The following is a 23308-nucleotide window of genomic DNA, read 5'->3' as shown; positions in this document are numbered from 1 at the left end:
CCATGCGAGCGCTTCTTCAAATCGTCTGGCGCAGCGTGCTGGCCCATCGCGAGCGAGGCCTGCTGCTCGTGGCCGTGCTGGCCGGAGCCAGCGCGGTGCTGGTGGGCGTGATGGCGCTGAAGGCGGGCGTCGCGGCGGCGCAGCGCGAGGCCGTGCGCACGTGGATCAGCGGCGATCTCAACGTGGGAGGCTACTTCAAGGAGAACCCCGACTCCCTCTTCCCGGTGATGGGGGATACGCGCCCGGTGCGCAGCGCGCTGACGTCGCGCTTGCCCGCGGGCTGTGTCGTGCGCGAGCGAGGCCGAGGCGTGGCGACCGCCGGAGCCGGGGCGCGCCGCGTGCGCTCCTTCTTGATGAGCCTGGACGCCGAGCAGGAGCGCGCGTCCCTGGCACACTTCCGACTGCGGGCCGGCAGCATGGAGAGCCTGTCCCGCCGGCGCACGGTGGCGCTGTCCGCGCCGCTGGCGGACAAGCTGCACGTGAAGATTGGAGACCTGGCGACGTTGTACGTGCAGATGCCGGGCAGCCGGCGCAACGCCGTGGACCTGGAGGTGGTGGCCGTGCTGGAGCGCGCCGGTGCGCTGGGCGAGTCGGCGGGCCTGCTCGTCTCCAACGCGACGCTGCGCGAGCTGTACGGCTATCGCGCCGAGGCCGCCAGCGTGGTGCAGCTCATGTGCGGCGAGGGCACGGACCTGGACGCGCTGGCCACGCGCGTTCGCGATGGGCTGCGCGAGTCGGGCCTCCACGTGCTGCCCGCGTCGCACGAGGCCTACGGCGACAAGCTGGCGCCGCTCCTGCGCGAGGGCTGGGTGGGCCAGAAGGTGGACGTCAGCTCGTGGGAGGACGAGGCCTCGTTCCTGGAGTTCGTGGACCAGGGGCTCGGCGTGCTGCTGGTGTTGGTGGGCGCGGTGGTGTTCGCCGTGGTGGGCGTGGGCCTCTTCGTCTCGCTGAGCGTGGCGGTGCGCGAGCGGCAGCGCGAGATTGGCACGCTGCGCGCCATGGGCATGCAGCGCGGCGCGGTGGTGACGGCCTTCGTGCTGGAGGGGCTGGTGCTGGGGCTGCTCGCCTCGTCGCTGGGCGCGGGCGCCGCGGCGGGCCTGGGCGTGCTGCTGCGTGACGTGTTGCCCCTGCCCGATGCGCTCGCCACCGTGTTCTTCAGTGGTACCCTTCCGCTCGCCCCGGCCCTGGCGCACGCGCTCGTCGCGGTGCTCGTCGTGACGCTGGGCGCGGGGCTGGCTTCCATCCTCCCCGCGCTGAAGGCGGCTTCTCTTTCTCCCCGTTCCGCCATGGAGTCCCTGTGATGCACGCACGTCCCCGGGTGTCCGCTGTCCTGCTTGGAATCGCGCTGCTGCTGCCCGCCGTGGGCGCCGCGGCGGAGGCCGAGGCGAAGCTCGCGCCCGAGGCGCTCCTGCGCCACATCGACGAGAAGATGTCCTTCGCCAGCGACTACAAGGGCGTCGTCCGCATGTTCGAGACGAAGAAGGACGGCACCAAGCGGGCGCTGGAGGTGAACGTCTACCGCCGCGAGAAGACGCGCGAGCTGCTCTTCGTGTCCACGCAGCCGGCGCACCTGGCGGGCCAGGGCTACCTGCGCATCGGGCGCAACCTCTGGGAGTACGACCCGGGGACGGGGGCGTGGCGTCGAACCACCCAGCGCACCAACGTGCTCACCACGTTCGCGTGCGAGACGGACTTTGATCGCTCGCGGCTGGCGGAGGACTACACCGCCGCGGAGGAGGGGCAGGAGAGCGTCAGCGGGGTGGCCTACCGCAAGCTCTTGCTGACCGCGAAGGATCCGAACGGCACCGTGCCCTTCGCCCTCTTGCGCCTGTGGGTGGATCCTCAGAACAACATCGTCAAGCGCGTGGGGTACGCGCCCTCGGGCAAGCCGCTGCGCACCGACATCGTGCGCAGCTACCAGCGCTTCAAGGACCCGGTGTCGCAGCAGCAGGTGCTGCACTACCGCGAGGTGCTGGAGACGGACGAGCAGCAGGGCTCGCAGATGCTCGTCCGCTACGAAGAGGTGGAGTTGGCGCCGCTGGACGCCAACATCTTCACCAAGGCGTGGCTCGAGTCGCGGATGCGGTAGCGCTCACGTCGCCTCCCCCGCGCCCACCCGGGCCAGCACCCGCCGCGCCAGGGCGTCCACATTGGGCGACTGGAGCGTGCCGAAGTGAGAACCCGGCAGCGCCACGCACTCCAGGCGCGCCGGCTCCAGGTGGCGCTCCCAGCCGAGCCGCTCTCCCTGCTCGGCGCGGGACGCGGCGCTGGCGAACAGCACCACGCGCGCGCGCAAGGTGGGCACCTTCCAGCCCATCACCTGCGGCACCAAGACCTCGCCCAGCACGCGCCAGATGCGCCGCAGGTCTCGCCCCTCGAAGTGGGGGGCCAACATGCCGCGCTCTCGCCCGAGTTCGGCCACGCGCTCCCATCGCCTGGCCTCGTTCAGCGTGGCCAGCTCCGCCTCCAATGCGGCGTCCAGCACGTTGAACTCGTCCGCCATGGCGCGCACCGGATCCTCCGGCTTGCTTGCGCCGTCGAGCGCGGGCAGCGAGTCCACCATCGCGAGCACCTCCACGCTCTCTCCCGCGGCCTCCAGCAGCGCGGCGACGCCGAGGGCCGGGTATCCGCCATACGAGTAGCCCAGGAGTCGATACGGTCCGTGGGGCTGCACCTCGCGGATGTCTCGCGCGTAGGCGGCCAGCCGCTCGTCGAAGGTGGCGTGGCCGTGCTTCGTCACCGTCTCCGGCGCCTGGATGCCGTAGCAGCGCAGGCGCGGCTCCAGCAGCGGGGTGAGGTGACGGTAGTAGTGCAGCTCGCCGTCGGCCGGGTGGAAGAGGAAGACGGGCGGCGCGTCCGCGGGCGTGCTCGGACCGGACAGGGACACCACGCTGGTGCGCGGCGGGCCCTCTTCCAGCAGCTCACGCACCGCGTCCGTGGTCTCCTTCAGCATCGGGTACTGGAAGAGGGTGGCCAGCGGCACGGGCATGCCCAGCTCCTCTTCCATGCGCCCCAACAGACGCATGGCGAGGATGGAGTCGCCGCCCAGCAGGAAGAAGTCGTCGTCCGCGCGCACCTCCGGGCGGCCGAGCACCTCGCGCCACAGCCGGCCCAGCGCCATCTCCAGCGTGGAGCGGAAGGGCGTCTCGTGTCGCTCGGCCGGCGCGCTCTCGACGGGAATGGCCGGCGGGGGCGGCGCCAGTGACTCGGGCGCGGGCAGCGCGTGGCGATCCACCTTGCCGTTCGCGTTGACGGGCAGGGCCTCCAGCACCACGAAGTCCGCCGGCACCATGTAGGCCGGGAGCTGCGCGCCCACGTGCTGCCGCAGGGCCTCCGCGCGCACGGTGGCGGGCGAGGCCTGGAGGTATGCGCACAACTGCGTCTGCCCCGCGGTGCCGGTGCGCGCCACCACGACGGCCTCCTCCACGCCCGCGAAGCGGCGCAAGCAGGCTTCGATTTCGGCCAGCTCGATGCGGAAGCCGCGAATCTTCACCTGGTGGTCCGCGCGGCCGAGGAAGCGCAGGCGCCCATCCGGCTGCTGACGGGCGAGATCGCCCGTGTGGTACAGGCGCGCGCCGGGCTCGGACGCGAATGGATCCGGCAGGAAGCGCTCGGCCGTGAGGTCCGGTGCGCCCAGGTAGCCGCGCGACAGCGCCGCGCCGCCAATGAACACGCGGCCCGGCAGGCCCGGCAGCACCGGCTCGCCCTGCTCATCCAGCAGATAGAAGCGGACGCGAGGGATGGGGCGCCCGATGGGGAACGTCGCGTCGGCGCCCACGCCCTCGGGGCCCGGGATGTCGCAGGTGGCCGAGGTGATGGTGCACTCGGTGGGGCCGTAGACGTTCAGCCACGGGGCGTGGTCGCCGCCCACGCGATTCCAGGCCTCGAAGGCCTCGCGCTTGAGGACATCGCCGCCGGGCGCGAGCAGCCGCAGCCGCGCGGGCACGCGTTGGCCGTGCGCTTCCATCTGGCGGATCCACTCCTCGATGTACGTGGGGGGCAGGCTGATGATCGTGATGCCCATCTCCTCCAGGTACGGCGTCATGGTATGCGCCGGCACCAGTCCGCTGCGCATGACCACCGTGGCGCCCACGACGAGCGGTGGGTACAGGTCCTCCGCCGCGGCGTCGAAGCTGAGTGGCGCGAACTGGAGCATCCGGTCCCCCGGGCGCAGGCCGAAGCGCCGCGCGAGGGCCACGTTGTGGTTCACCACCGAGCGGTGCTCCACCATGACGCCCTTGGGCTCGCCGGTGGAGCCGGAGGTGAACACGATGTACGCGAGCTGCGAGTTCGCCACGGGGCGCGGCCCGGGGGCCAGGTCCTCGGCGACGGTGTCCGGCTGCGGTGGAACCTCCACGTGCGCCACCCACTCCGCATGCGACGCGAGCACCTCCGCGTCCACCCACATGCGGCGCACGCCCGAGCGCGACAGCACCGAGCGCTTGCGCGGCTCCGGCCATCCCGCGTCGAGCGGTACGTAAGCGCCCCCCGCCTTGAGGATGCCGAGCAGCGCGGCCATGCCCTGGTTGGAGGGCTCCATCACCACGCCCACGCGCTCCTCGGGTTGGAGTCCCTGCGCGAGCAGGCGCGCGGCCAGGAGGTTCGCGCGGGCGTTGAGCTCCGCGTAGCTCCACGTGCTGTCGCCATGCGCCACGGCGGGCGCGTGGGGCGAGCGCCGCACCTGGGCCTCGAAGAGGGTGTGCACGCATGCACCGGGAGGCACGTCCTGCGGCCCGCCGTCCAGGGACGTGAGGGCATGGGCGCGCTGCTCCGGAGACAGGAGCGACAGCCGCGGGAGGGAGACGTCCGGAGCGCGGATGACCTCGGACAGCAACTGCTCCAGGGCCCGCGCCATGCGGCGTGCCGTGCCAGGGGCGAAGAGGGCGCTGTCCGTGGCGAGCACGCCGACGGTGCCACCCTCCGGTCGCTCGATGAGCTGCACCACGACGTCATAGGCGGGGATGACGCTGTCGCCCTCCAGATACGTGGCGCCCAGGCCCGCGAAGTCGAGCGCGCCAGGGCTGTCGAGCAAGAGCAGCGCCTGCGCCAGCGGTGGGGCGCTGCGCTGGGGGTCCGGCTGCACGGCGTCCGCGATGCGCTTGAAGGGGACTTCCTGGTGCTCGGTCGCGTGGCCCACCACGCTCCACACGCGGCGCAGGAGCGCGCGGAAGGACGGCGCTCCGGCCACCTCGGTGCACAGCGGCAGCACGTTGGCGAAGAAGCCCACTTGCTGCTCCGTGCCGGGCAGCACACGGCCGGAGAACGGCGAGGCCACCACCACGTTCGGTTGCGCGCTGAGGCGGTGCAGCCACAGCTGCACGAGGGCGAGCACGGCGGTGAAGGCGGACACGCCCTCACTCCGGGCCAGCGCTTGGAGCGCGGTCCAGTGCTCGGAGGCGAGCGTCAGCGGCTCGGGCCGCATGTTGGCGTTGAGGGCTGGCGCGCGGCGCGCGAAGTCCAGCGGCAGGTCCAGCACGGGCGGCGCGTTCGCCAGGGCCTGCTTCCAGGACTCCAGCGCCGCGTCCACGTCGTGCAAGTGCTTGGGCTCACGCTGCCAGCGCGCGAAGTCCGCGTACGGGTGCGGCGCGGGCGCGAGCAGGGGCAGGTGTCCCGCGTTCGCCTCGCGATAGGCCGCGGCCAGCTCCTGGAAGAAGCCACCCAGGCCGATGCCGTCGTTGACGAGGTGGCTCATGGCCACGATGAGCGCGTGCCCGGTGCCGTCGCTCGCGAGCCGGGCCAGCTCGAAGCGATACAGCGGCCCGTGCTCCACGTCGAAGTGCGCGCGGTCATGCCGGACGGCCAGGGCGCGCGCGGCCTCCATTGCCTCGGCGGGAGACAGGTGCGCCAGCTCCGTGCGGACGAGCACGGGCCGCGCGATGGGGTGCTCCCGCGTGAGCAGCGCGTTGCCCTCCAGGTGGAAGGTGGACCGCAGCGTGGCGTTGCGCTCCAGGACCGCCTCCAGCGCGGCCTCCAGGCGCGAAGCGTCGAGAGGGCCCTCCAGCACCAGCACGGCGATGACGACGAAGGGCGGCGCCTCGGGGAGCTGGAGCGCGTACCAGAGCCGCTCCTGCACGAGCGAGGCGGGCACGGGCCCGGATGTCTCACGGGCGCGGTGGGTCATCGCCGCGAGGGTGCGAGGCAGCGCGTCGATGCGTGCGGCCAGCGCGGCGAGGGTCGGGGTGGCGAAGAGGGCCGCCACGGGCAGCTCCACGCCGAACTGCTCGCGGGCTCGCGCGGAGAGCTGCACGGAGAGGAGCGAGTGGCCCCCCAGCTCGAAGAAGTCATCCCGAGCGCCCACGCGGCGCACGCCCAGGAGTTCGCGCCACAGCTCCGCGAGCGCGACCTCGGTGGGGGTGGTGGGTGGGAGGAAGTCCTCGCTTCCCGCAGCCTCTTCGGGGGCGGGGAGCGCGTCGCGGTCCACCTTCCCGTTGTGCGTCAGCGGCAGCGCCTTCATCTCCACGAGGACGGTGGGGACGAGGTGCGCGGGGAGTCGCTGCGTGAGCGCGTCGCGCAGCGCCTGCGTGTCCAGGCCGGGCTCCGTTCCCGTGAGGTAGCCCACGAGTCGGGGGCCGGTGGCGCCATCGTTCCGCAGGACGACGCACGCGGCCTCCACGCCGGGGAGCGCGCACAGCGCGGCCTCCACCTCGCCGGGCTCCACGCGGTGGCCACGCACCTTCACCTGGAAGTCGGTGCGGCCCAAGTACTCCAGCTCGCCCGAGGGCCGCAGCCGCACGCGGTCGCCGGTGCGGTACAGCCGCGCGCCGGGCTCGGAGGAGAACGCATCCGGGATGAAGCGCTCGGCGGTCAACGCGGGGCGCTGCCAGTAGCCGCGCGCCACGCCATCGCCGCCGATGAACAGCTCACCCGGTGCGCCCGTGGCCACGGGCCGCAACGCGGCGTCGAGCACGTACAGACGCGTGTTGGCGATGGGGCGCCCGATGGGCACCGTGCCTTCCTCCGGAGTGTCCGCGCCCACGGTGTGGGCGCAGCAGCCCACCACCGTCTCGGTGGGGCCGTACTCGTTGATGAGCCGCGTGGCGGGCGCGTGGTGCCGCCAGGACTGCACGGCCTGCGCGGTGAGCGCCTCGCCGCCGATGACGAAGGCCCGCGTGCGACCGGAGCGCTCGGAGGCGGTGAGCTGCGCGGACAGGAGCTGGAGGTGTGAAGGCGTCAGCTTCACGAGGCTGAAGTCCCCGCGCGCACGCAGCGCCGCCGCGAGCCCCTCCACGCCGTCCTCCTCGGGCACCAACTCCACCGGACGACCGGCGAGGAGCGGCGCCAGGAGGCTGGTGACGGTCAGGTCGAAGGCCAGCGAGGAGTGGACGGGTGCGCCCTCGCCCGCGGCTACCGCGTAGGCGCGCTGGGCCCAGGTCAGGTAGTTCACCACGCCCCGGTGCTCGACCATCACGCCCTTGGGCTGGCCCGTGCTGCCGGAGGTGTAGAGCAGGTACGCGAGGTCGCCCGCGTGGGCCTCTGGCGCGAGCGGTCCGTCGTCCTCGCGCCCCGCGGTGCGGGCCCACTCCGAGTCCAGACACAGCACGAGCTGCTGCGAGGCAGGCAGGGTGTCCACCAGCGCGTCCTCGGTCAACAGGACGGTGGCGCCCGTGTCCTCCAACACGAAGGCGAGCCGCGACGCGGGATGGGACGGCTCCAGCGGGACGTAGGCGCCTCCCGCCTTCAATACGCCCAGCAGCGCCACCACCAGGTCCACGGAGCGGTGGAGGAACAGCCCCACCAGCGTCTGGCGGCGCACGCCCATCCGGCGCAGGTGCCGAGCGAGCTGATTCGAGCGCGCCTCCAACTCGCGGAAGCGGAGCTGCGTGTCCCCTGCGCGCAGCGCCACGGCCTCGGGGGTCCGCTTGGCCTGCTCGGTGAAGAGCGCCCCGAGGGTGGCCTCGCGCGGGTAGTCCGCGTGGGTGTCGTTCCACGCGGTCAACACCGCATGTCGCTCGGCGCTCGGGAGGACTTCCAGTGCGCCCACGGGCGTCGACGGCGATGCGAGCGCGTGCTCCAACAAGCGGGCGTAGTGGCCCAGGAGGCGCTCGGCCGTGGTGTCCTCGTACAGCTCCGTGCCGTAGCGCAGCGCGAGCGTCTGTCCCTCCCCAGCGCTGGCGACCCACAGCGAGAAGTCGAACGGGCTGGTGAGCAGCTCGGGTCGCAGCGTCTTCGCGCGAAGGTGGGGGAAGGCGTTCGCCAGCCCTTGCTCCACGCGCACCAGGTCGAACATCACCTGGAACAGCGGCGCCGCCGAGGTGGAGCGCTCCACGCCCAGCGCGTGCACCACGCGATCCAGCGGCACGTCCTGATGGGCCAGCGCTTCCAGCACGGTGTCGCGGACCTGCGTGAGCAGCGCCGCGAAGGTCGTCTCCGAGGTCACCTGGGTGCGCAGCGCCACGGTGTTGAGGAGCAGGCCGACGACGCCCTCGGTGGCCGGATGCGTGCGGCCCGAGACGGGCGTGCCGACGCAGAAGTCCTCCTGGCCCGTGTAGCGGTGGAGCAGGGCCGCGAAGGCCGCGTACAGCACCATGTACGGCGTCACGCCGCGTGCATGGCAGAGCGCATCGAGTGCCTGCACCGTGCTCGCGGGCAGCGGATGGTCGGCGGTGATGGCGCCCGCGAAGGTGGGCGTGGCCGGACGCGGCTTGTCGGGCGTGAGCTTGAGAACGCCCGGCACCCCCGCGAGCCGGTGCTTCCAGTAGTCGAGCTGGGCCTCATCGCGTGCGAGCACCGGGGCGGAGCGCTGCCACGCGGCCACGTCGGCGTGCTCCAGGCGCACGGGGGGCGTGGACGGAGCGCGGTGCTGTTGGAGGGCGGCATGGGCCTCGCCCAGCTCTCGTGAGAGCACGTCCAGGGAGAGCCCATCCACCACGAGGTGGTGGAACGTGAGCAGGAGCACGTGCTGCTCCGGCGCGGCGCGCAGCAATCGGAACCGGTAGAGCGGCCCTCGCTCCAGGTCGAAGGCGGCGTGCACGGCATCGCGCATCCAGCGGAGCCGACTCGCCGCGGAGTTCTCCTCGGTGCCCAGGGTGTCCAGGGCGAGGACCGTGGTGGGCACGGGGTTCTGCACCGGCACGGGGCGCCCGCCGCGCGAGGCGACCGTGAGCCGCAACACCGCGTGCCGCTCCAACAGCCAGCGCAGCGCCGCATCCAGCGCGGCGGCGTCCAGCGGCCCCTCCAGCTCCACGGCCTCGGACAGATGGTACGCGCGGCTGTCCGGATGGAGTTGCTGGATGAACCAGAGCCGTTCTTGCGCGGGCGACAGCGTGCGCTCCGCATCGGGCGCGAGCGGCTGGGGCGCGGGCATCCCGAAGGACTTCCCCCTTCGCTCGGCCACCTCACGCGCGAGCCCCGCGACGGTGGGCTCGGTGAAGAACGCCACGAGCGGCAGGTCCACGGCCAAGGCCGCGCGCACCCGCGCCACCAACCGCGTGGCCGCGAGCGAGTGGCCACCCAGGTGGAAGAAGTCGTCCTCACGCCGGACCTGAGGCACGCCCAGCACCTGACCGAAGAGCTGCGCGAGCAGCACCTCCACGGGCCCGCGAGGCGGCTCCCCTTCCGACTCAGCCCGCTCGAACTCGGGCACGGGCAGCGCGGCGAGCGCGCGGCGATCCACCTTGCCGCTGGTGGTGAAGGGCAGCGAGGGGACCGCGAAGAATCGCGTGGGAACGAGCGCATCCGGGAGCGCGCGTGCAAGCGCGTCGCGCAGCTTCTCCACGCCACTGCCCTCGATGACGACGAAGGCCTCCAGGCGCGTGTCGCGCTGGCTCCCCCGCACCACGACGCCCGCCTGGCGTACTCCCGGCTGACGCAGCAGCGCGGCCTCGACCTCCTCCAGTTCCACGCGAACGCCGCGCACCTTCACCTGGAAGTCCGCGCGCCCGAGGAAGGTGAGCGTGCCGTCCGCGAGCCACCGCACCCGGTCTCCCGTGCGGTAGAGCCTTCCGCCAGGAACGTCCGAGAATGGATCCGGCACGAAGCGCTCCGCGGTGAGGTCTGGACGATCGCGGTAGCCACGGCCCAGGCCCGTGCCGGCGATGAACAGCTCGCCGGGGACGCCGGGGGGAACCGGCTCGCCGCGCGCGTCCAGCACGTACAGCCGGCAGCGGTCCAACGGCCGGCCCAAGCGCACCGGACGGTCGGGGCGGGTCACCTCGGCCGTGACGTTGATGCTCGTCTCGATGGGGCCGTAGGTGTTGAGCAGGCGCCCTTGCGTGAACGCGAGCTGCTTCACCAGCGCGTCCGGCAGCACCTCGCCTCCGGTGACGAGCACCTTCAGCGTGCGGAACGCCTCCAACGCGCCGGGCTCCTCCAGCGCGGTGGCGAGCGACGACGGCGTGAGCACCGCGTGGGTGATGCGGTGCTCGCGCAGGTCGTGCCCCAACCCGAGCGGTCCCACTTCGCGCAGCACGGTGCAGGCGCCGCGCGTGAGGCTGAAGAGCAGCTCCTCCAGGTGCATGTCGAATGACAAGCTGCCCGACGAGGCCCAGCGGTCCCCGGGCTGCGTGGCGTAGGTCGCGTCGAAGGCGGCGAAGGCGTGGACGATGTTGCCGTGGGTCAGCTCCGCGCCCTTGGGCTCCCCCGTGGAGCCCGACGTGTAGAGCACGTACGCGAGGTTCGCGGCGCCAGGCGGCCGGGGGGCGGGCAGCGCGTCCGCGTCACCCTCGGGCGACACACAGGGCACCCCCAGCTCCACCTCCGCGAACAGCGAGGGACGGCTGACGACGAGGCGCGCGCGCGACTGCCGCAGCAGCGTGGCGCGGCGAGCTGCCGGATGGGTGGCCTCCAGCGGCAGGCACCCCGCGCCACTGAGGAAGATGCCCAGCAGCGCCACCACGGCATCCGGAGAGCGCTCCAGGCACAGGCCCACCACGACCTCGGGCCCCGCGCCCTGCGCGGCGAGTCGAGCTGCCAACTTCGATGCGCGCATGTGCAGCTCGCGGAAGGTGAGCGAGCCCTGTGGCGCCACCACCGCGAGCGCGTCAGGCGTGCGCTCGACCTGCGTCTCGAAGAGGGACGCGAGGGTGGCGTCCTCGGGATAGGGGCGCGCGGTGGCATTGAAGGTCCGCAGCACCTGCTCACGCTCGGCGGGAGACAGCAGCGACAGCTCGGCCACGGGCGTGGCGGGCGAGGCCACCGCATGCGCGAGCAGGCGCACATAGTGGTTGCGCAGCCGCTCCATCGTGGCGGGCTCGAACAGGTCGGTGCTGTACTGGAAGTAGACCTCGAAGCCGTCACCCACCTCGATGGCGGTGAGGAACAGGTCGGCCTCGCACGTCCACGTCTCGATGGGCACGCGCCGCGCGCCGAGCGTGTGGAACCCGCTGGCCGCCGACAGCTCGGTGCGGTGCAGGTCGAACATCACCTGCGCGAGCGGAGCGCGGCTGGAGCTGCGCTCCACGCCCAGCGACTGCACTACCTGCTCGAATGACACGTCCTGATGTGCCAGCGCCTCCAACGTCGTCGCGCGCACCTGGCCGAGCAGCGTGGTGAACGGCGCGCTCGGCTCCACGCGGGTGCGGAGCACCACGGTGTTGGTGAGCGTGCCGACGACGCTCTCCAAGGCCTCGTGCGTTCGGCCCGAGACGAGCGTGCCGAGGCAGAAGTCCTCCTGCTGTGAGTAGCGGTGCAGCAGCGCCGCGAACGCGGCGGACATCACGATGTACGGCGTCACCTGATGCTGGCGGCAGAGCGCGCGGATGCCCTCGGCGAGCGAGGCGGGCAGCGGGTGAAAGCCCGTGTTGTCTCCACGGTGGGTGAGGACCGCGGGGCGCGGCTTGTCCGTCGGGAGCGTGAGGACATCGGGCGCTCCGGCGAGCTGGGTCTTCCAGTAGTCGAGCTGGGCCTCATCTCGCGCGCGAACCGGCTCGGAGCGCTGCCACGTGGCGAGGTCCGTGTGATGGAGCGCCACGGGAGGCAGCGCGGGCGCATGTCCCGCTTCGAGCGCGGCATGGGCGGCGCCCAGTTCGTGCATCAGGATGCCCGCGGAGAGCGCATCCGCCACGAGGTGGTGGAAGACGAGCACCAACATGTGGTGCGTGTCGTTCGTGCGGAGCAGGAGGGCCCGGTAGAGTGGACCTCGCTCCAACTCGAAGGGACGGTCCGCTTCCTCGCTGATCCGCCGGGCCATGCGCGTGCGCGCATCGGAACCCTCGGCGAACTCCTCCACGCGCAGCACGCGAGAGGGAACAGGCGCGAACTCCGCCCGAGGCTGTCCTTCGTGCGACGCGACGACCGTGCGCAGCACGGGGTGCCGCTCCAGCAACCACCTGAGCGCCGCGTCGAGTGCGTTCGCGTCCGTCGCGCCCGTCCACTCCGCCGCCTGGCCCACGTTGTAGGCTGCGGAGTCCGGCTGGAGTTGATGGACGAACCACAGCCGCTCCTGGGCGGGAGACAGCGCGGGGGCCGCTCCCTCGGGCCGGGGTGTGGGTCCCGCGAGTTCCACCGCCGACTCTTGAAGCCGCGTGAGCTCGCGAGCGAGGGAAGCGACGGAGGGGGAGGCGAAGAGGGAGGCGAGGGGAAGCTGAACGCCGAAGGCGTGACGGATGCGAGAGACGAGGCGGGTGGCGGAGAGGGAGTGGCCGCCGAGGTGGAAGAAGCTCGAGTCGCGCTCGATGGAGTGGAGGGAGAGGACCTGGAGGAAGAGGTGGGAGAGGAGAGTCTCGACGTGACCGCGAGGAGGGCCGCCGGAAGAGGGGAGAGCGGAGTCGTCGAGGTGGAGGGAGGCGAGAGCCTTGCGGTCGACCTTGCCTGTGGAGGTGAGTGGCAGGGAGTCCCGCGAGAGCCAGCGGGAGGGGAGCATGAAGGAGGGGAGGATGCGAGAGAGGGAGTGCTGGAGGTCCTCGATGCGCGCGTCGGCGCTGCTCGGCACCACCCACGCCACCAACTGCGTGTCCCCCGGACGAGGCGTCCTCGCGGTGACGGCGGCATGGCGAACTCCGGGGAGCGAGGCGAGCGCGGCCTCGACTTCGCCCAGCTCCAAGCGCATGCCGCGCACCTTCACCTGGAAGTCCACGCGGCCGAGGAACGCCAGCGTGCCGTCCGCGTTCCAGCGGCCCCGGTCTCCGGTCCGATACAGGCGGGCCCCCGGCTCGGCGCTGAAGGGATGGGGTACGAAGCGCTCGGCGGTGAGATCCGGGCGGCCGAGATAGCCACGGCCCACGCCCGTGCCGCCGATGTACAGCTCACCCGGGACGCCGCGCGGGACGGGCTGAAGCCCCGCGTCCAGCACGTACAGCTCCATGTTGGCCTTGGGCGCGCCGATGGGCGTGCTCGCGCCGGAGGGCGGGGCGTGCATCGTGTGCAGCGACGCGGTGTCCGCGCACTCGGCGGGGCCGTAGGCGTTGACGAGCGGGATGCGCGGGTAGCGCTCGAACCACGCGCGGCAGGTGGCGGGCGTCAGGGCCTCGCCAATGGTGACCATCTTTCGCAGCCCGTTGAGCGCGCCCTCCGGTGAGTCCTCCAACACCGCTTGCAGCAGCGAAGGCACCAGCTCCGAGACGGTGACTCCCGCCTGCTGAAGCGCGGCGGCCAACCGAGGCGGCTCGCGCACCACCTCGTCCTCCACGACGAAGGTGGTGCCACCCGCGACGAGCGAGCCAAGCATCTGCCAGATGGAGATGTCGAACGACAGCGGCGCCGTCTGGGCGAGCACGTCGTCCGGGCCCATGCCCAGTCCCTGCTGCATGCCGAGCAGGTGGTTGAGCATGCCCCGATGGTCCACCATCACGCCCTTGGGCGTGCCCGTGGAGCCAGAGGTGAACAGGGCATAAGCGAGCGTCGTCGGCGTGGCGTTCGGAACCAGCGGCTCCGCGGACTCGGTCTCCAGTCCGTCGAGCGTCACCCCGCGCGGGCGCTGCGACGCGGGAAGCTCCGAGAGCACCGCGTCCAGCGAGGCTCCCGCGCCCTCCAGCGGAAGGACGAAGGGCGCGCGGCTCTCGGCCAGGAGTTGAGCGAGGCGCGCGGGCGGAAGTTGCGTGTCCAGCGGGAGGTACGCGGCGCCCACCTTGTGCAGGGACAGCACCGCGCGCACGGTGGCCTCGGAGCGCTGGCCCAGCACCGCGACCACGGACTCGGTCGTGACGCCCTGCGCGCGCAGCCGTCGAGCGGCACGCGTGGTGTGCTCCTCCAGCGCCGCATAGGTCCACCGCGTCTGTGAGGACGCGAGCGCCACCTGTCCGGGGGTGCGTCGCGCGTGCGCCGCGATGCGCTCGGGCAGGCAGGTACCCAGGTCGAAGTCCGGCGCGGGCGACCGAGCCGGCACGAGCACCTGGGCGCGCGCATCGGGCGCGAGCAACGACAGCCGAGCCACGGGCGTTCCGGGCGAAGCCACGGCCCGCGCGAGGAGCTGGAGGTAGTGCGCCACGAAGGCGTGCGCGGTGCCGGGCTCGAAGAGTTCGCCGCTGTAGCGGAGAGTCAGCTCGAAGCCTGTCGGCCCTTCGAGGACGCTGAGCGCGAGGTCGAACGGGCTGGCGCGCACGTCCACGGGAACGGGCCGGGCGCGCAGCCCGCGGAAGGCCTCCGTGAGCGAACCCTGCGCCCGGTGCAGGTCGAACAGCACCTGGAACAGCGGCGCGTGTCCCAACCCACGCTCCACGCCGAGGGCACGGACCAGCCGCTCGAAGGGCACATCCTGATGTGCGAGCGCGCCCAGGGTGGTGTCACGCACCTGCGCCAGCAGCGCCGAGAAGGACGTGCCGCCGTCCAGTCGCGTGCGCAGCGCCACGGTATTTGCCATGAGCCCGACGACGCCCTCGGTGGCCGGGTGCGTGCGCCCGGACACCGGCGTGCCGACGCAGAAGTCCTCCTGCTGCGAGTACCGATACAGCAGCGCGGCGAACGCGGCGTACAGCACCATGAACGGCGTGGCGCGGTGCTCTCGCGCGAGGCCTTGCACGGCCTCCGCCAGCTCGGCGGGCACGGCCTGCATTCCCGTGGACGCACCTTGATGCGTGAGCACGGCGGGGCGCGCCTTGTCCGTCGGGAGTTGAAGGACGTCCGGCACGCCCGCGAGCTGGTGCTTCCAGTAACCGAGTTGCGCATCCTCCCGCGCGAGCAGAGGCTCCGAGCGCTGCCACGCGGCCACGTCGAAGTACTGGAGCGGCACGGACGGCAGCGAAGGCATCTCTCCGATGCTCGCGTCGGCATAGGCCGCGCCCAACTCGCGCATCAGGATGTCCAGCGACAGGCCATCCACCACGAGGTGGTGGAAGACGAGCAACAACACCGAGACACCGCCGCCGGTTTGGAGCATCAGGAAGCGATACAGCGGCCCCTGCTCCAGCGAGAACGGGCGCCATGACTCCTGGAGGAGCCGCTGCTCCATCCAGCTCGCATCGCGAGCCTGGGTCTCCACTCGCTCGACCTGGAGCGCGCGCGACGGCACCTCCGAGAGCGAGGCCCGCGGCTGTCCCTGGTGAGAGGCCACCGTCATCCGCAGCACGGGGTGCCGTTCGAGCAGCAATCGCAGCGCCGCATCGAGTGCATCCGTGTCCACGGCCCCCTTCACCTCGACGGCTTGAGGGATGTGGTACGCGCCAGAGTCCGGATGGAGCTGCTGGATGAACCACAGTCGCTCTTGCGCGGGAGACAGCGCGAGGGGCTCGTTCGCGGGCCGAGGCGCCGGCGCCGGAACGTCCACCGGAGCCCCTTGAAGTCGCGTGAGCTCGCGAGCGAGGGAAGCGACGGAGGGGGAGGCGAAGAGGGAGGCGAGGGGAAGCTGAACGCCGAAGGCGTGACGGATGCGAGAGACGAGGCGGGTGGCGGAGAGGGAGTGGCCGCCGAGGTGGAAGAAGCTTGAGTCGCGCTCGATGGAGTGGAGGGAGAGGACCTGGAGGAAGAGGTGGGAGAGGAGAGTCTCGACGTGACCGCGAGGAGGGCCGCCGGAAGAGGGGAGAGCGGAGTCGTCGAGGTGGAGGGAGGCGAGAGCCTTGCGGTCGACCTTGCCTGTGGAGGTGAGTGGCAGGGAGTCCCGCGAGAGCCAGCGGGAGGGGAGCATGAAGGAGGGGAGGAGGCGAGAGAGGGAGTGCTGGAGGTCCTCGATGCGCGCGTCGGCGCTGCTCGGCACCACCCACGCCACCAGCCACGCATCATCCACGGCGCGCCGCTGCACCGTGACGGCGGCATGGCGAACTCCGGGGAGCGAGGCGAGCGCGGCCTCGACTTCGCCCAGCTCGATTCGCACGCCGCGCACCTTCACCTGAAGGTCGGCGCGGGCGACGAACTGAAGCAGCCCCTCTGGCAGCCATCTCCCGAGATCCCCTGAGCGATACAGGCGGGCCCCCGGCTCGGCGCTGAAGGGATGCGGCACGAAGCGCTCGGCGGTGAGGTCGGGCCGGCCCACGTAGCCTCGGGCCACGCCGAGTCCTCCCAGGTACAGCTCACCCGGGACGCCGCGCGGGACGGGCTGGAGCGCCTCGTCCAGCACATACACTTCCATGTTGGCCTTGGGCCGACCGATGGGCGTGAAGGTGCCATCGGGCGGCGTCTGCACGAAGTGGAGGCTCGCGATGTCCGAACCCTCCGTGGGCCCGTACGCGTCCGCCACGCGGCACGCCGGGCAGCGCGCCATCCACGCGCGGCAGAGCGCGGGCGGAACGGGCTCGCCACCCAGCACCACCCAGCGCATGTCCGGGAACGCGGCATCGGGCGCCGCGCCATCCAGGATGTTCTGGAGCACCGATGGCACCATCTCCATGACGGTGGCTCGGCCCTCTTCCAACGCGCGCGCCAACCGGGGCGCGTCTCGCACGGTGTCGTCGTCGATGAGGTGCGTGGAGCCGCCGCCCACGAGCGCACCCAGCATCTGCCAGATGGAGATGTCGAAGCTGAGCGCGGCGATCTGCGCGACGACATCGCCAGGGCCCAGGTCGAGCGCCGCGCGCATGCCCAGCAGGTGGTTGAGCATGCCCCGGTGCGGAATCATCACGCCCTTGGGCGTGCCCGTGGAGCCCGAGGTGAACAACACATAGGCGAGCGTGTCTGGTGTCGCGCGCGGAGCCAACGGCGCGGTGCTCTCGGCCTCGGCGCCATCGAGTGTCAGGACGCGAGGACGTGACGCCTCGGGCAGCCGCGCGAGGACTTCATCCAGGACCGGGCCCGACTCACCGAGCGCCAGCACGAAGGGCGCTCGGCTCTCCGTCAGCAGCGTCGCGAGTCGCTCCGGGGGGAGCCGCGCATCCAACGGCAGATAGGCGCCACCGGCCTGATGCACGGCGAGGAGCGCGCGCACGGTGGCCTCGGAGCGCTGCCCCAGCACGCCGACGATGATGTCCGGGCCCACGCCTTGGACCACCATCCGCCGCGCCGCGCGGCGTGTGTCCGCAGCCAGCGCCGCATAGGTCCACCGCGCGCCCCCAGGCGTCGTGAGCGCCACGGCGTCGGGGGAGCGCGCGACCTGCGCGTCGAAGTGCTCCGGGAAGACGGACGCCAACGGGAACGGTTGCCGAGGCGGGCTCGCGTCCTGGAGGACCTGGGCGCGCTCATCGAGGGACAGCAGCGTCAACGCGTCCAGCCGCGTATGCGGCGCGCGCAGCGCATGGCCGAGGAGCTGGAGGTAATGCCCCAGGAGCCTCCGCACCGTGTGGGCCAGGAACAGGTCGGTGCTGTAGCGGGCGTATAGCTCGAAGCCGGAGGTGCTCTCGATGAGCGTCAGGTGGAGATCGAACTCGCACGCGCCTGTGTCCAGCGGCACGTCACGCGCCCCTGGGAAGGCGCCCGCGAGCGAATGCTCCACCTGGTACAGGTCGAACATCACCTGGAACAGCGGCGAGTGACTGAGGCTGCGCTCCACGCCCAGCGCTTGCACCAGCCGATCGAAGGGCAGCTCTTGATGGGCCAGTGCCTCCAGCGTGGTGGCGCGCGTGCGCCCGAGCAGGGCCGCGAAGTCATCTGCCGGAGACACCTGCGTGCGCAGCACCACCGTGTTGACGAACAGGCCGACCAGCCCCTCGGTGGACGGGTGCGGGCGTCCGGACACGGGCGTGCCCACGCAGAAGTCGTCCTGCCGCGTGTAGCGATACATCAACGCGGCGAACGCGGCCTGGGCCGTCATGAACGGCGAGACCTGCTGCTCCCGGCTGAACGCGCGCAGTGACTCGACGAGCGCGGCGGGCAGGGAGAGCCGCTCGGTCAGCGCGCCCCGGTCCGAGCGCTGCGCGGGGCGCGGCAGGTCGGTGGCGAGGTCCAGGTGTTGAGGCGCGCCATCGAGCCTGCGCTTCCAATACGCGAGCAGCTCCGGCTCGCGCTCCGACGCGGCGGGCGTGCGCTGCCACGCCGAGACGTCCGCCAGCTCCAACGGCAACGGCGCCAGGGACGGAGCCTCGCCTCGCGTGGCCGCCGCGAGCAGCACCGCCAGCTCACGCATCAGCACGTTGATGGACGCGCCATCCGTGACGAGGTGATGGAACGCGAGCACCAGCACGTGCCGCGGGCTCGAGTCGCGCAGCAGGCGGAACCGATACAGCGGCCCGTGCTCCAGGTCGAACGGCCGCGACGCCGCTTCCTTCAGGCGAACCGCCCACGGCCCCTCATCACCCGAGCCTGGCACCTCCTCCACGTCCAGCACGCGCGCGGGCACGGGCAGGAAGTCCAGGCGGGGGCGACCGCCGTCCTCGGGGAATCGCGAGCGCAGCGCCGCGTGGCGCTCCAGCAGTCGCCGCAAGGCCGCATCGAGTCGCCCGAGGCCCACCGGGCCACGCAGCTCCGCGGCCCAGGGCACGACGTACGTCGCGGTGCCCGGGCGGAGTTGGTGCAGGAACCACATGCGCTCCTGCGCGGGCGAGAGGACCGCGGGCGCATCGGCAGGGCGACGCGTGGGACCCGTCGCGCGCGGAGCATCGGCGCTGTTGGCCCGAGGGGATTGGCGTCCCAGGAGCTGCTGAAGCAACGCGCGCTTCGCAGCCGGGTCCAGGGAGTCGAGGTCGGAAGGGGAGGTCATGTCCGGAGGGAGAGTCAGGGGCCGGGAGGTTGCGGAGGAGCAGGGGCGCGGCGGTGGGGATACGCCGCGGGCGCTGCGGACTAGATGCGCATGAAGAGGCTCAGGCCCGCGCGAAAGACGCCCAGGCCCGGGCTGCTCGATGCGGGGTCGGAGGGCGTCTGCTCGAAGCGGAACTCGCTGCCCTTGGCTCCGTAGGGCACTTCGACGAAGGCGCGGACGGCGATCTCCAGCACATCGAAAGGCGAGGCCTGGAAGTCGAGCCGCGACATGAACGAGACATCCTGCAGATTGGCCAGGGTGGTGAAGATGACCGTGGGCGTGGTGCGGCTGCGGCGCGCGATGTTGATCTGCCCCATGGCGTAGTAGCGCCCGAAGTAGAGCGACTGGTAATCGCCCTGCGCGTTGAGCCACGGGAGATAGGCCCGGTCGTCGTAGCCGAGCGGATTGGAGAAGCCCTCCACCCGCAGGATGGCGCGGTACACATCCGCGAAGACGAGCTGCGCGGACACGCCCGCGCTGGTCAGGAGCTTGGGGCCATCGAGTTCGCGCTCGACGAACCCCTCGGCGGTGCGCTGCCACAGCCGCGTCGGGCTGTCGCGCACGAGTGCCACTTCCGCGTTGAAGTCGAAGATGCCCGCGCCCACCGACAGGTCCAGGCCATAGCGAGGACGCCGCTGCTCACGGAACGCGGCCGTGGCGATGAGCTCCCCGGGACCCACCGCCATCTCGGCGCGCACGGCGCCGCCGTAGCGCACGGCTCGGTCCTCGTCGGTCGTGCCCGTCATCTCCGCGGTGCCAATGAGCGACAGGTTGGCGGCCATCGACTCCCAGGGAAGCGACAGCTTCACCATGTCCACGCCCGTGCGCAGGTCCAGGTTGCTGAGCGGATCCGGATTGGGCGCTTGGAGGAAGTCCGTGGGCCGCCACACTTGCGAGCTGCCCCAGCGAACCTCTTGGCGCCCCGCGGTGACGTAGAGGGTCCGCGCGACGTCGAACTTCAGCCAGAGCTGCCCCAGCAAGACATCGGGGCGCGTGTGGCGCGTGTCGAGCGGATCGAACCCGAGCCGCCCCAGCATGTATCCACGCACGCGCTGAGACGCGGTCGCGTCGAGGTAGAGGTCCACGAGCGTGGGGAACGAAGGCTCGAAGGACGTGGCCCCGTCGCTGCGAACTCCCACCACCTCCGCGCGCTGGTAGAGCGCTCCGCCCAGCGCGAGCGCGGGCTTGGTGGGCATCCGCTGCGTCCAGGCGCTGTCGCCGCTCTCCTCCACCGGGCCCTGCCACCCACGGATGACGGAGTCGCTCGCGCCGTCCTGGGCCTGAGGCGACGCGGCGACGGGCGCGGCCGGAGGTGGCGCGGGCGCGGGCGTCACTGGTGCCTCCTCCACCACCGCGGGCGCGAGCCCCTGGCTCAATGCCAACGCGGTGTCCGGTACGACGGGCGCGGGCGCGACTTCCTTGGCGAGGACCGGCGCGGCCTCGGGAGGAGGCAGCGCCGCGGCGGGCGCCGGGAGGAACTCCAGCGTGCGCACGCGTTGTGTCCGGTCGATTAGGACGGTGAGTCCTCGGGCGCGATAGCGCAGGCGGCTCAGTCGACCCGGGGCGGGCTCTGGGTCGAAACACGCAGGCGCGTCCGCCACGGCCTCGTCACACGCGGGACCATAGAGGGCCTCGATGGCCGCGCGCTTCATGGGCCGAGCGGGCAACACCTCGAGGGAGTTCAGGACGCGCTCGGATCCGGTGAAGCGGAAGCGCACCCGACGCGCCCCGGGAGGCGCCGATTTGCGCTGATACGTGAGCTCCACCGCGCCGCCGCGCTCCGTTCGTTGACTGGGAGCACCGAACGATTGAAGGACTTGGGGGAGGGTGGTTGTTCCGGGCGTCGCGCCACTCCACGGCTCGGCACGTGCGAGGCCGCCGCAGAGCAAGGTGAGCGCGACCGTGGCGAGGGAGAGGGGAGAGGTGGTCATCGGGGAGAAGCCCGAGCGTATACGACTCGGACGGGTGACGGCAGAGGTCGGCCAAGCCGCGCGGCGTCACGGGTCGTGCATTGACACCGCCCCCATCCTGCCGTGAGCATCCCGACTCCCAGCATTCGTGAGGAGGCTCCATGGCCGCGGAAGACACCGTGCAGGCGCAGTCCGATCAGTCCACGCAGCCGACGTCCGCCGAGGCCGCTCCCGCCACGCTCACGGCTGCTCCGGAGAAGCTCGATGAGATCGAGGAGATCGACTTCCTCCTCGAGGAGATCGAAAGCAAGATTGCTCCGCTCGCGCTCGCGTGAGCATCCCGGGCACCTACGTCGGGGACTTCGCGCCGTACTGGCACCCCGTCGCGTATTCACATGAGCTGACCAACCGCCCTCTCCCCGCGCGGTTGCTGGAGACCGACCTGGTGCTCTGGCGCACGAGCGCGGGCGTGGCGGCCACGCATCGCCGGTGTGCCCACCGAGGCGCGGACCTCGCCGCCGGCGAGGTGACCCCCGAAGGCGTGCGCTGTGGTTTTCATGGATGGACCTACGGCGTGGATGGCCGCTGCGTGCGCGTGCCGTCCCAGCCCGCGGCGCCCATCTCGCCCAAGGCGTGCATCCCCGCCTTCAAGGCCACCGAGCGCTACGGCCTCATCTGGGTGTGCCTGTCGCCCACGCCCAAGGCGCCGCTGCCCGAGTGGCCCGAGCTGGAGGACGGCAGCGTGGCCACGGTGCCGCTGCCTCGGCTGGACTGGGATGTCTCAGCGGGCCGGTTGGTGGAGATCATCCTCGACGTCGCGCACCTGGGCTGGGTGCATCGCGGCACCTTTGGCAACCCCGAGGTGCAAGAGGTGCCGCCCTACGACGTGGAGCGGCTGCCCGAGGGCGGACTGCGCACGCGCATCGTGTATCCCGCGCTGGCGCCTTCGCTGGAGGGCGCGCCGCCCAAGGTGGACCGCACCACGCTGACGTATGACGTGACGCTGCCGTTCGCCGCGCGGCTGTCGTTCAAGCCCACGCTCTTCTACGTGCACACGGTGTACGCCGTCGCCTCGCCCATCTCCGAGGACAAGATGGTGGGCTTCTACTTCTCCAGCTACCACCCGCGCTTGCGCAACCACTTCCCGGAGCTCTTCGTGAAGAGCGAGCTGGCCATCCTGGAGCAGGACCGCCGCGTCCTGGAGGGCGTGCGTCCCAAGGCGCATCCGGTGGACTTCTCCAGCGAACTGCACACGCGCGCGGACCGACTCCCCATCGAGTACCGCCGCGCCCTCATCGCGCTGCGCACCGGCCAGCCCGTGGATGGCCCCGCGCCCGAGTGACGCTTCTCCCCAGAAGCGCGTCCGCGTGACGCGCTTCACCCCAGAAGGATCTCCCCGGTGAAGCACTCCTGGCTCCCCCTGCTGCTCCTGCTGTCCGCTTGCCGGCGCGATGCCCCGCCCGCGCCGGCCGCCGCCGCGCCTGCCCCCGCATCCCCCGCCGCACCCGTGAGGGCAGGGGCGGACTCCGTGGCCTCGCGTCAGGTGGAGCGCGGGCGCTACCTGGGCGAGCACGTGCTGGCGTGTGGCTCCTGTCACAGCGCGCGGGATTGGACGCGCTATGGCGGCCCGGTGACGGGCGCGCCCCTGGCGGGCGCATGTTGGGGCGAGGGCTGGGACCTGCCCGGCCGCGTCTGTGCCCCCAACCTCACCTCGGATCCAGAGCATGGTCTGGGGAAGTGGACGGATGACGAGCTGCTGCGCGCGCTGCGTGATGGCACGGGCCGGGACGGCAAGACGCTGTTCCCGCTCATGCCGTTCCTCCTCTACCGCGAGCTGTCCGATGCGGACGCGCGCGCTGTGATCGCGTGGCTGCGCACCGTGCCGCCCTCGACGCAGACGGTGCCCCGCTCGGAGCTGCCCGCCGAGATGTATGCCGAGTACCAGGGCCTCGCCGCGCCCCAGAAGGCGCCAGTCGCCGAGCCCGCCGCGGAGCCCGTCGCGCAGGGGCGCTACCTGGCCCAGCTGGCGCAGTGCGCCGCGTGCCACGCGGGCGTGGATGAAGCCGCGACCCCGTTCGTGGGCGGTCGGCCCCTGGCCACGCCGTATGGCCCGGAGGTGGTCGCCAACCTCACCCCGCATGCCACCGGGCTGGGCTCGCTGGACGCGGAGCGGTTCGTGGCGCGCTTCGCCGCCTTCCGGGACGTGGCCCCGGCGGCCAGTGTCCGCGGGCACCCCAACAAGCTGGCCATGCCCTGGATCTTCCTGGCCGGAATGACCGAGCCGGACCTCCGGGCCGTGTACCAGTACCTGCGCACCGTGCCCGCCATGGCCACCCCCGCACCTTCCGCGAAGTGACCTTCTTGGCTTCTAAGGAAAGCAACCAGTAGAGTGAGCGACCGAGCTTCGACTCACTGCCTCGTCACC

At 71.9% G+C, this 23308-nt stretch carries 7 protein-coding genes; 5 read left to right on the top strand and 2 right to left on the bottom strand.

Annotated features, from left to right (window positions below; all coding sequences use genetic code 11):
* The first annotated feature begins 2 nt into the window (after positions 1–2).
* A complete protein-coding gene (locus tag KRR26_RS00860) occupies positions 3–1301 on the top strand; it encodes an ABC transporter permease (protein ID WP_217078894.1) in 1299 nt (432 codons plus the stop codon).
* Complete coding sequence (locus KRR26_RS00855; RefSeq protein ID WP_233576828.1) at positions 1301–2089, top strand: outer membrane lipoprotein-sorting protein; 789 nt, start codon at positions 1301–1303, stop codon at positions 2087–2089. The genes KRR26_RS00860 and KRR26_RS00855 overlap by 1 nt, the downstream gene beginning before the upstream one ends.
* A 3-nt stretch (positions 2090–2092) precedes the next feature.
* On the opposite strand, the gene KRR26_RS00850 is transcribed toward KRR26_RS00855, so the two are convergent.
* Together KRR26_RS00850 and KRR26_RS00845 are read right to left on the bottom strand one after the other, a co-directional pair.
* Positions 2093–18934, bottom strand: coding sequence for a non-ribosomal peptide synthetase (locus tag KRR26_RS00850; RefSeq protein ID WP_217078893.1), 16842 nt, complete (start codon positions 18932–18934; stop codon positions 2093–2095).
* Between the two features lie 80 nt (positions 18935–19014).
* Positions 19015–20904, bottom strand: a complete 1890-nt coding sequence (locus KRR26_RS00845) for a hypothetical protein (RefSeq protein ID WP_217078892.1) — start codon at positions 20902–20904, stop codon at positions 19015–19017.
* A 140-nt stretch (positions 20905–21044) separates the two neighbouring features.
* Between KRR26_RS00845 and KRR26_RS00840 the strand changes: the two genes are divergently transcribed.
* The 3 genes from KRR26_RS00840 to KRR26_RS00830 are packed head-to-tail and all read left to right on the top strand — an operon-like array spanning position 21045 to position 23239.
* Entirely contained in the window at positions 21045–21218 is a 174-nt protein-coding gene (locus KRR26_RS00840) for a Xan family putative trans-acting RiPP leader peptide (RefSeq protein ID WP_147422935.1), read from the top strand.
* A complete protein-coding gene (locus KRR26_RS37555; RefSeq protein WP_328707033.1) occupies positions 21215–22225 on the top strand; it encodes an aromatic ring-hydroxylating dioxygenase subunit alpha in 1011 nt (336 codons plus the stop codon). Before KRR26_RS00840 ends, KRR26_RS37555 begins: the two co-directional genes overlap by 4 nt.
* A 57-nt stretch (positions 22226–22282) precedes the next feature.
* Complete coding sequence (locus KRR26_RS00830; RefSeq protein WP_217078891.1) at positions 22283–23239, top strand: c-type cytochrome; 957 nt, start codon at positions 22283–22285, stop codon at positions 23237–23239.
* The last annotated feature ends 69 nt before the right edge of the window (positions 23240–23308 follow it).

Source organism: Citreicoccus inhibens, from assembly GCF_019039035.1.
In the GTDB taxonomy this organism is placed as follows: Bacteria; Myxococcota; Myxococcia; order Myxococcales; family Myxococcaceae; genus Citreicoccus; species Citreicoccus inhibens.
Note: the sequence above shows the minus strand (reverse complement) of the source record. Positions and strands in the feature narration are given on the sequence as shown.

Coding starts and splice junctions, on each gene's coding strand:
- KRR26_RS00860 (WP_217078894.1), top strand. CDS start 3: ATGCGAGCGCTTCTTCAAATCGTCTGGCGCAGCGTGCTGGCCCATCGC.
- KRR26_RS00855 (WP_233576828.1), top strand. CDS start 1,301: ATGCACGCACGTCCCCGGGTGTCCGCTGTCCTGCTTGGAATCGCGCTG.
- KRR26_RS00850 (WP_217078893.1), bottom strand. CDS start 18,934: ATGACCTCCCCTTCCGACCTCGACTCCCTGGACCCGGCTGCGAAGCGC.
- KRR26_RS00845 (WP_217078892.1), bottom strand. CDS start 20,904: ATGACCACCTCTCCCCTCTCCCTCGCCACGGTCGCGCTCACCTTGCTC.
- KRR26_RS00840 (WP_147422935.1), top strand. CDS start 21,045: ATGGCCGCGGAAGACACCGTGCAGGCGCAGTCCGATCAGTCCACGCAG.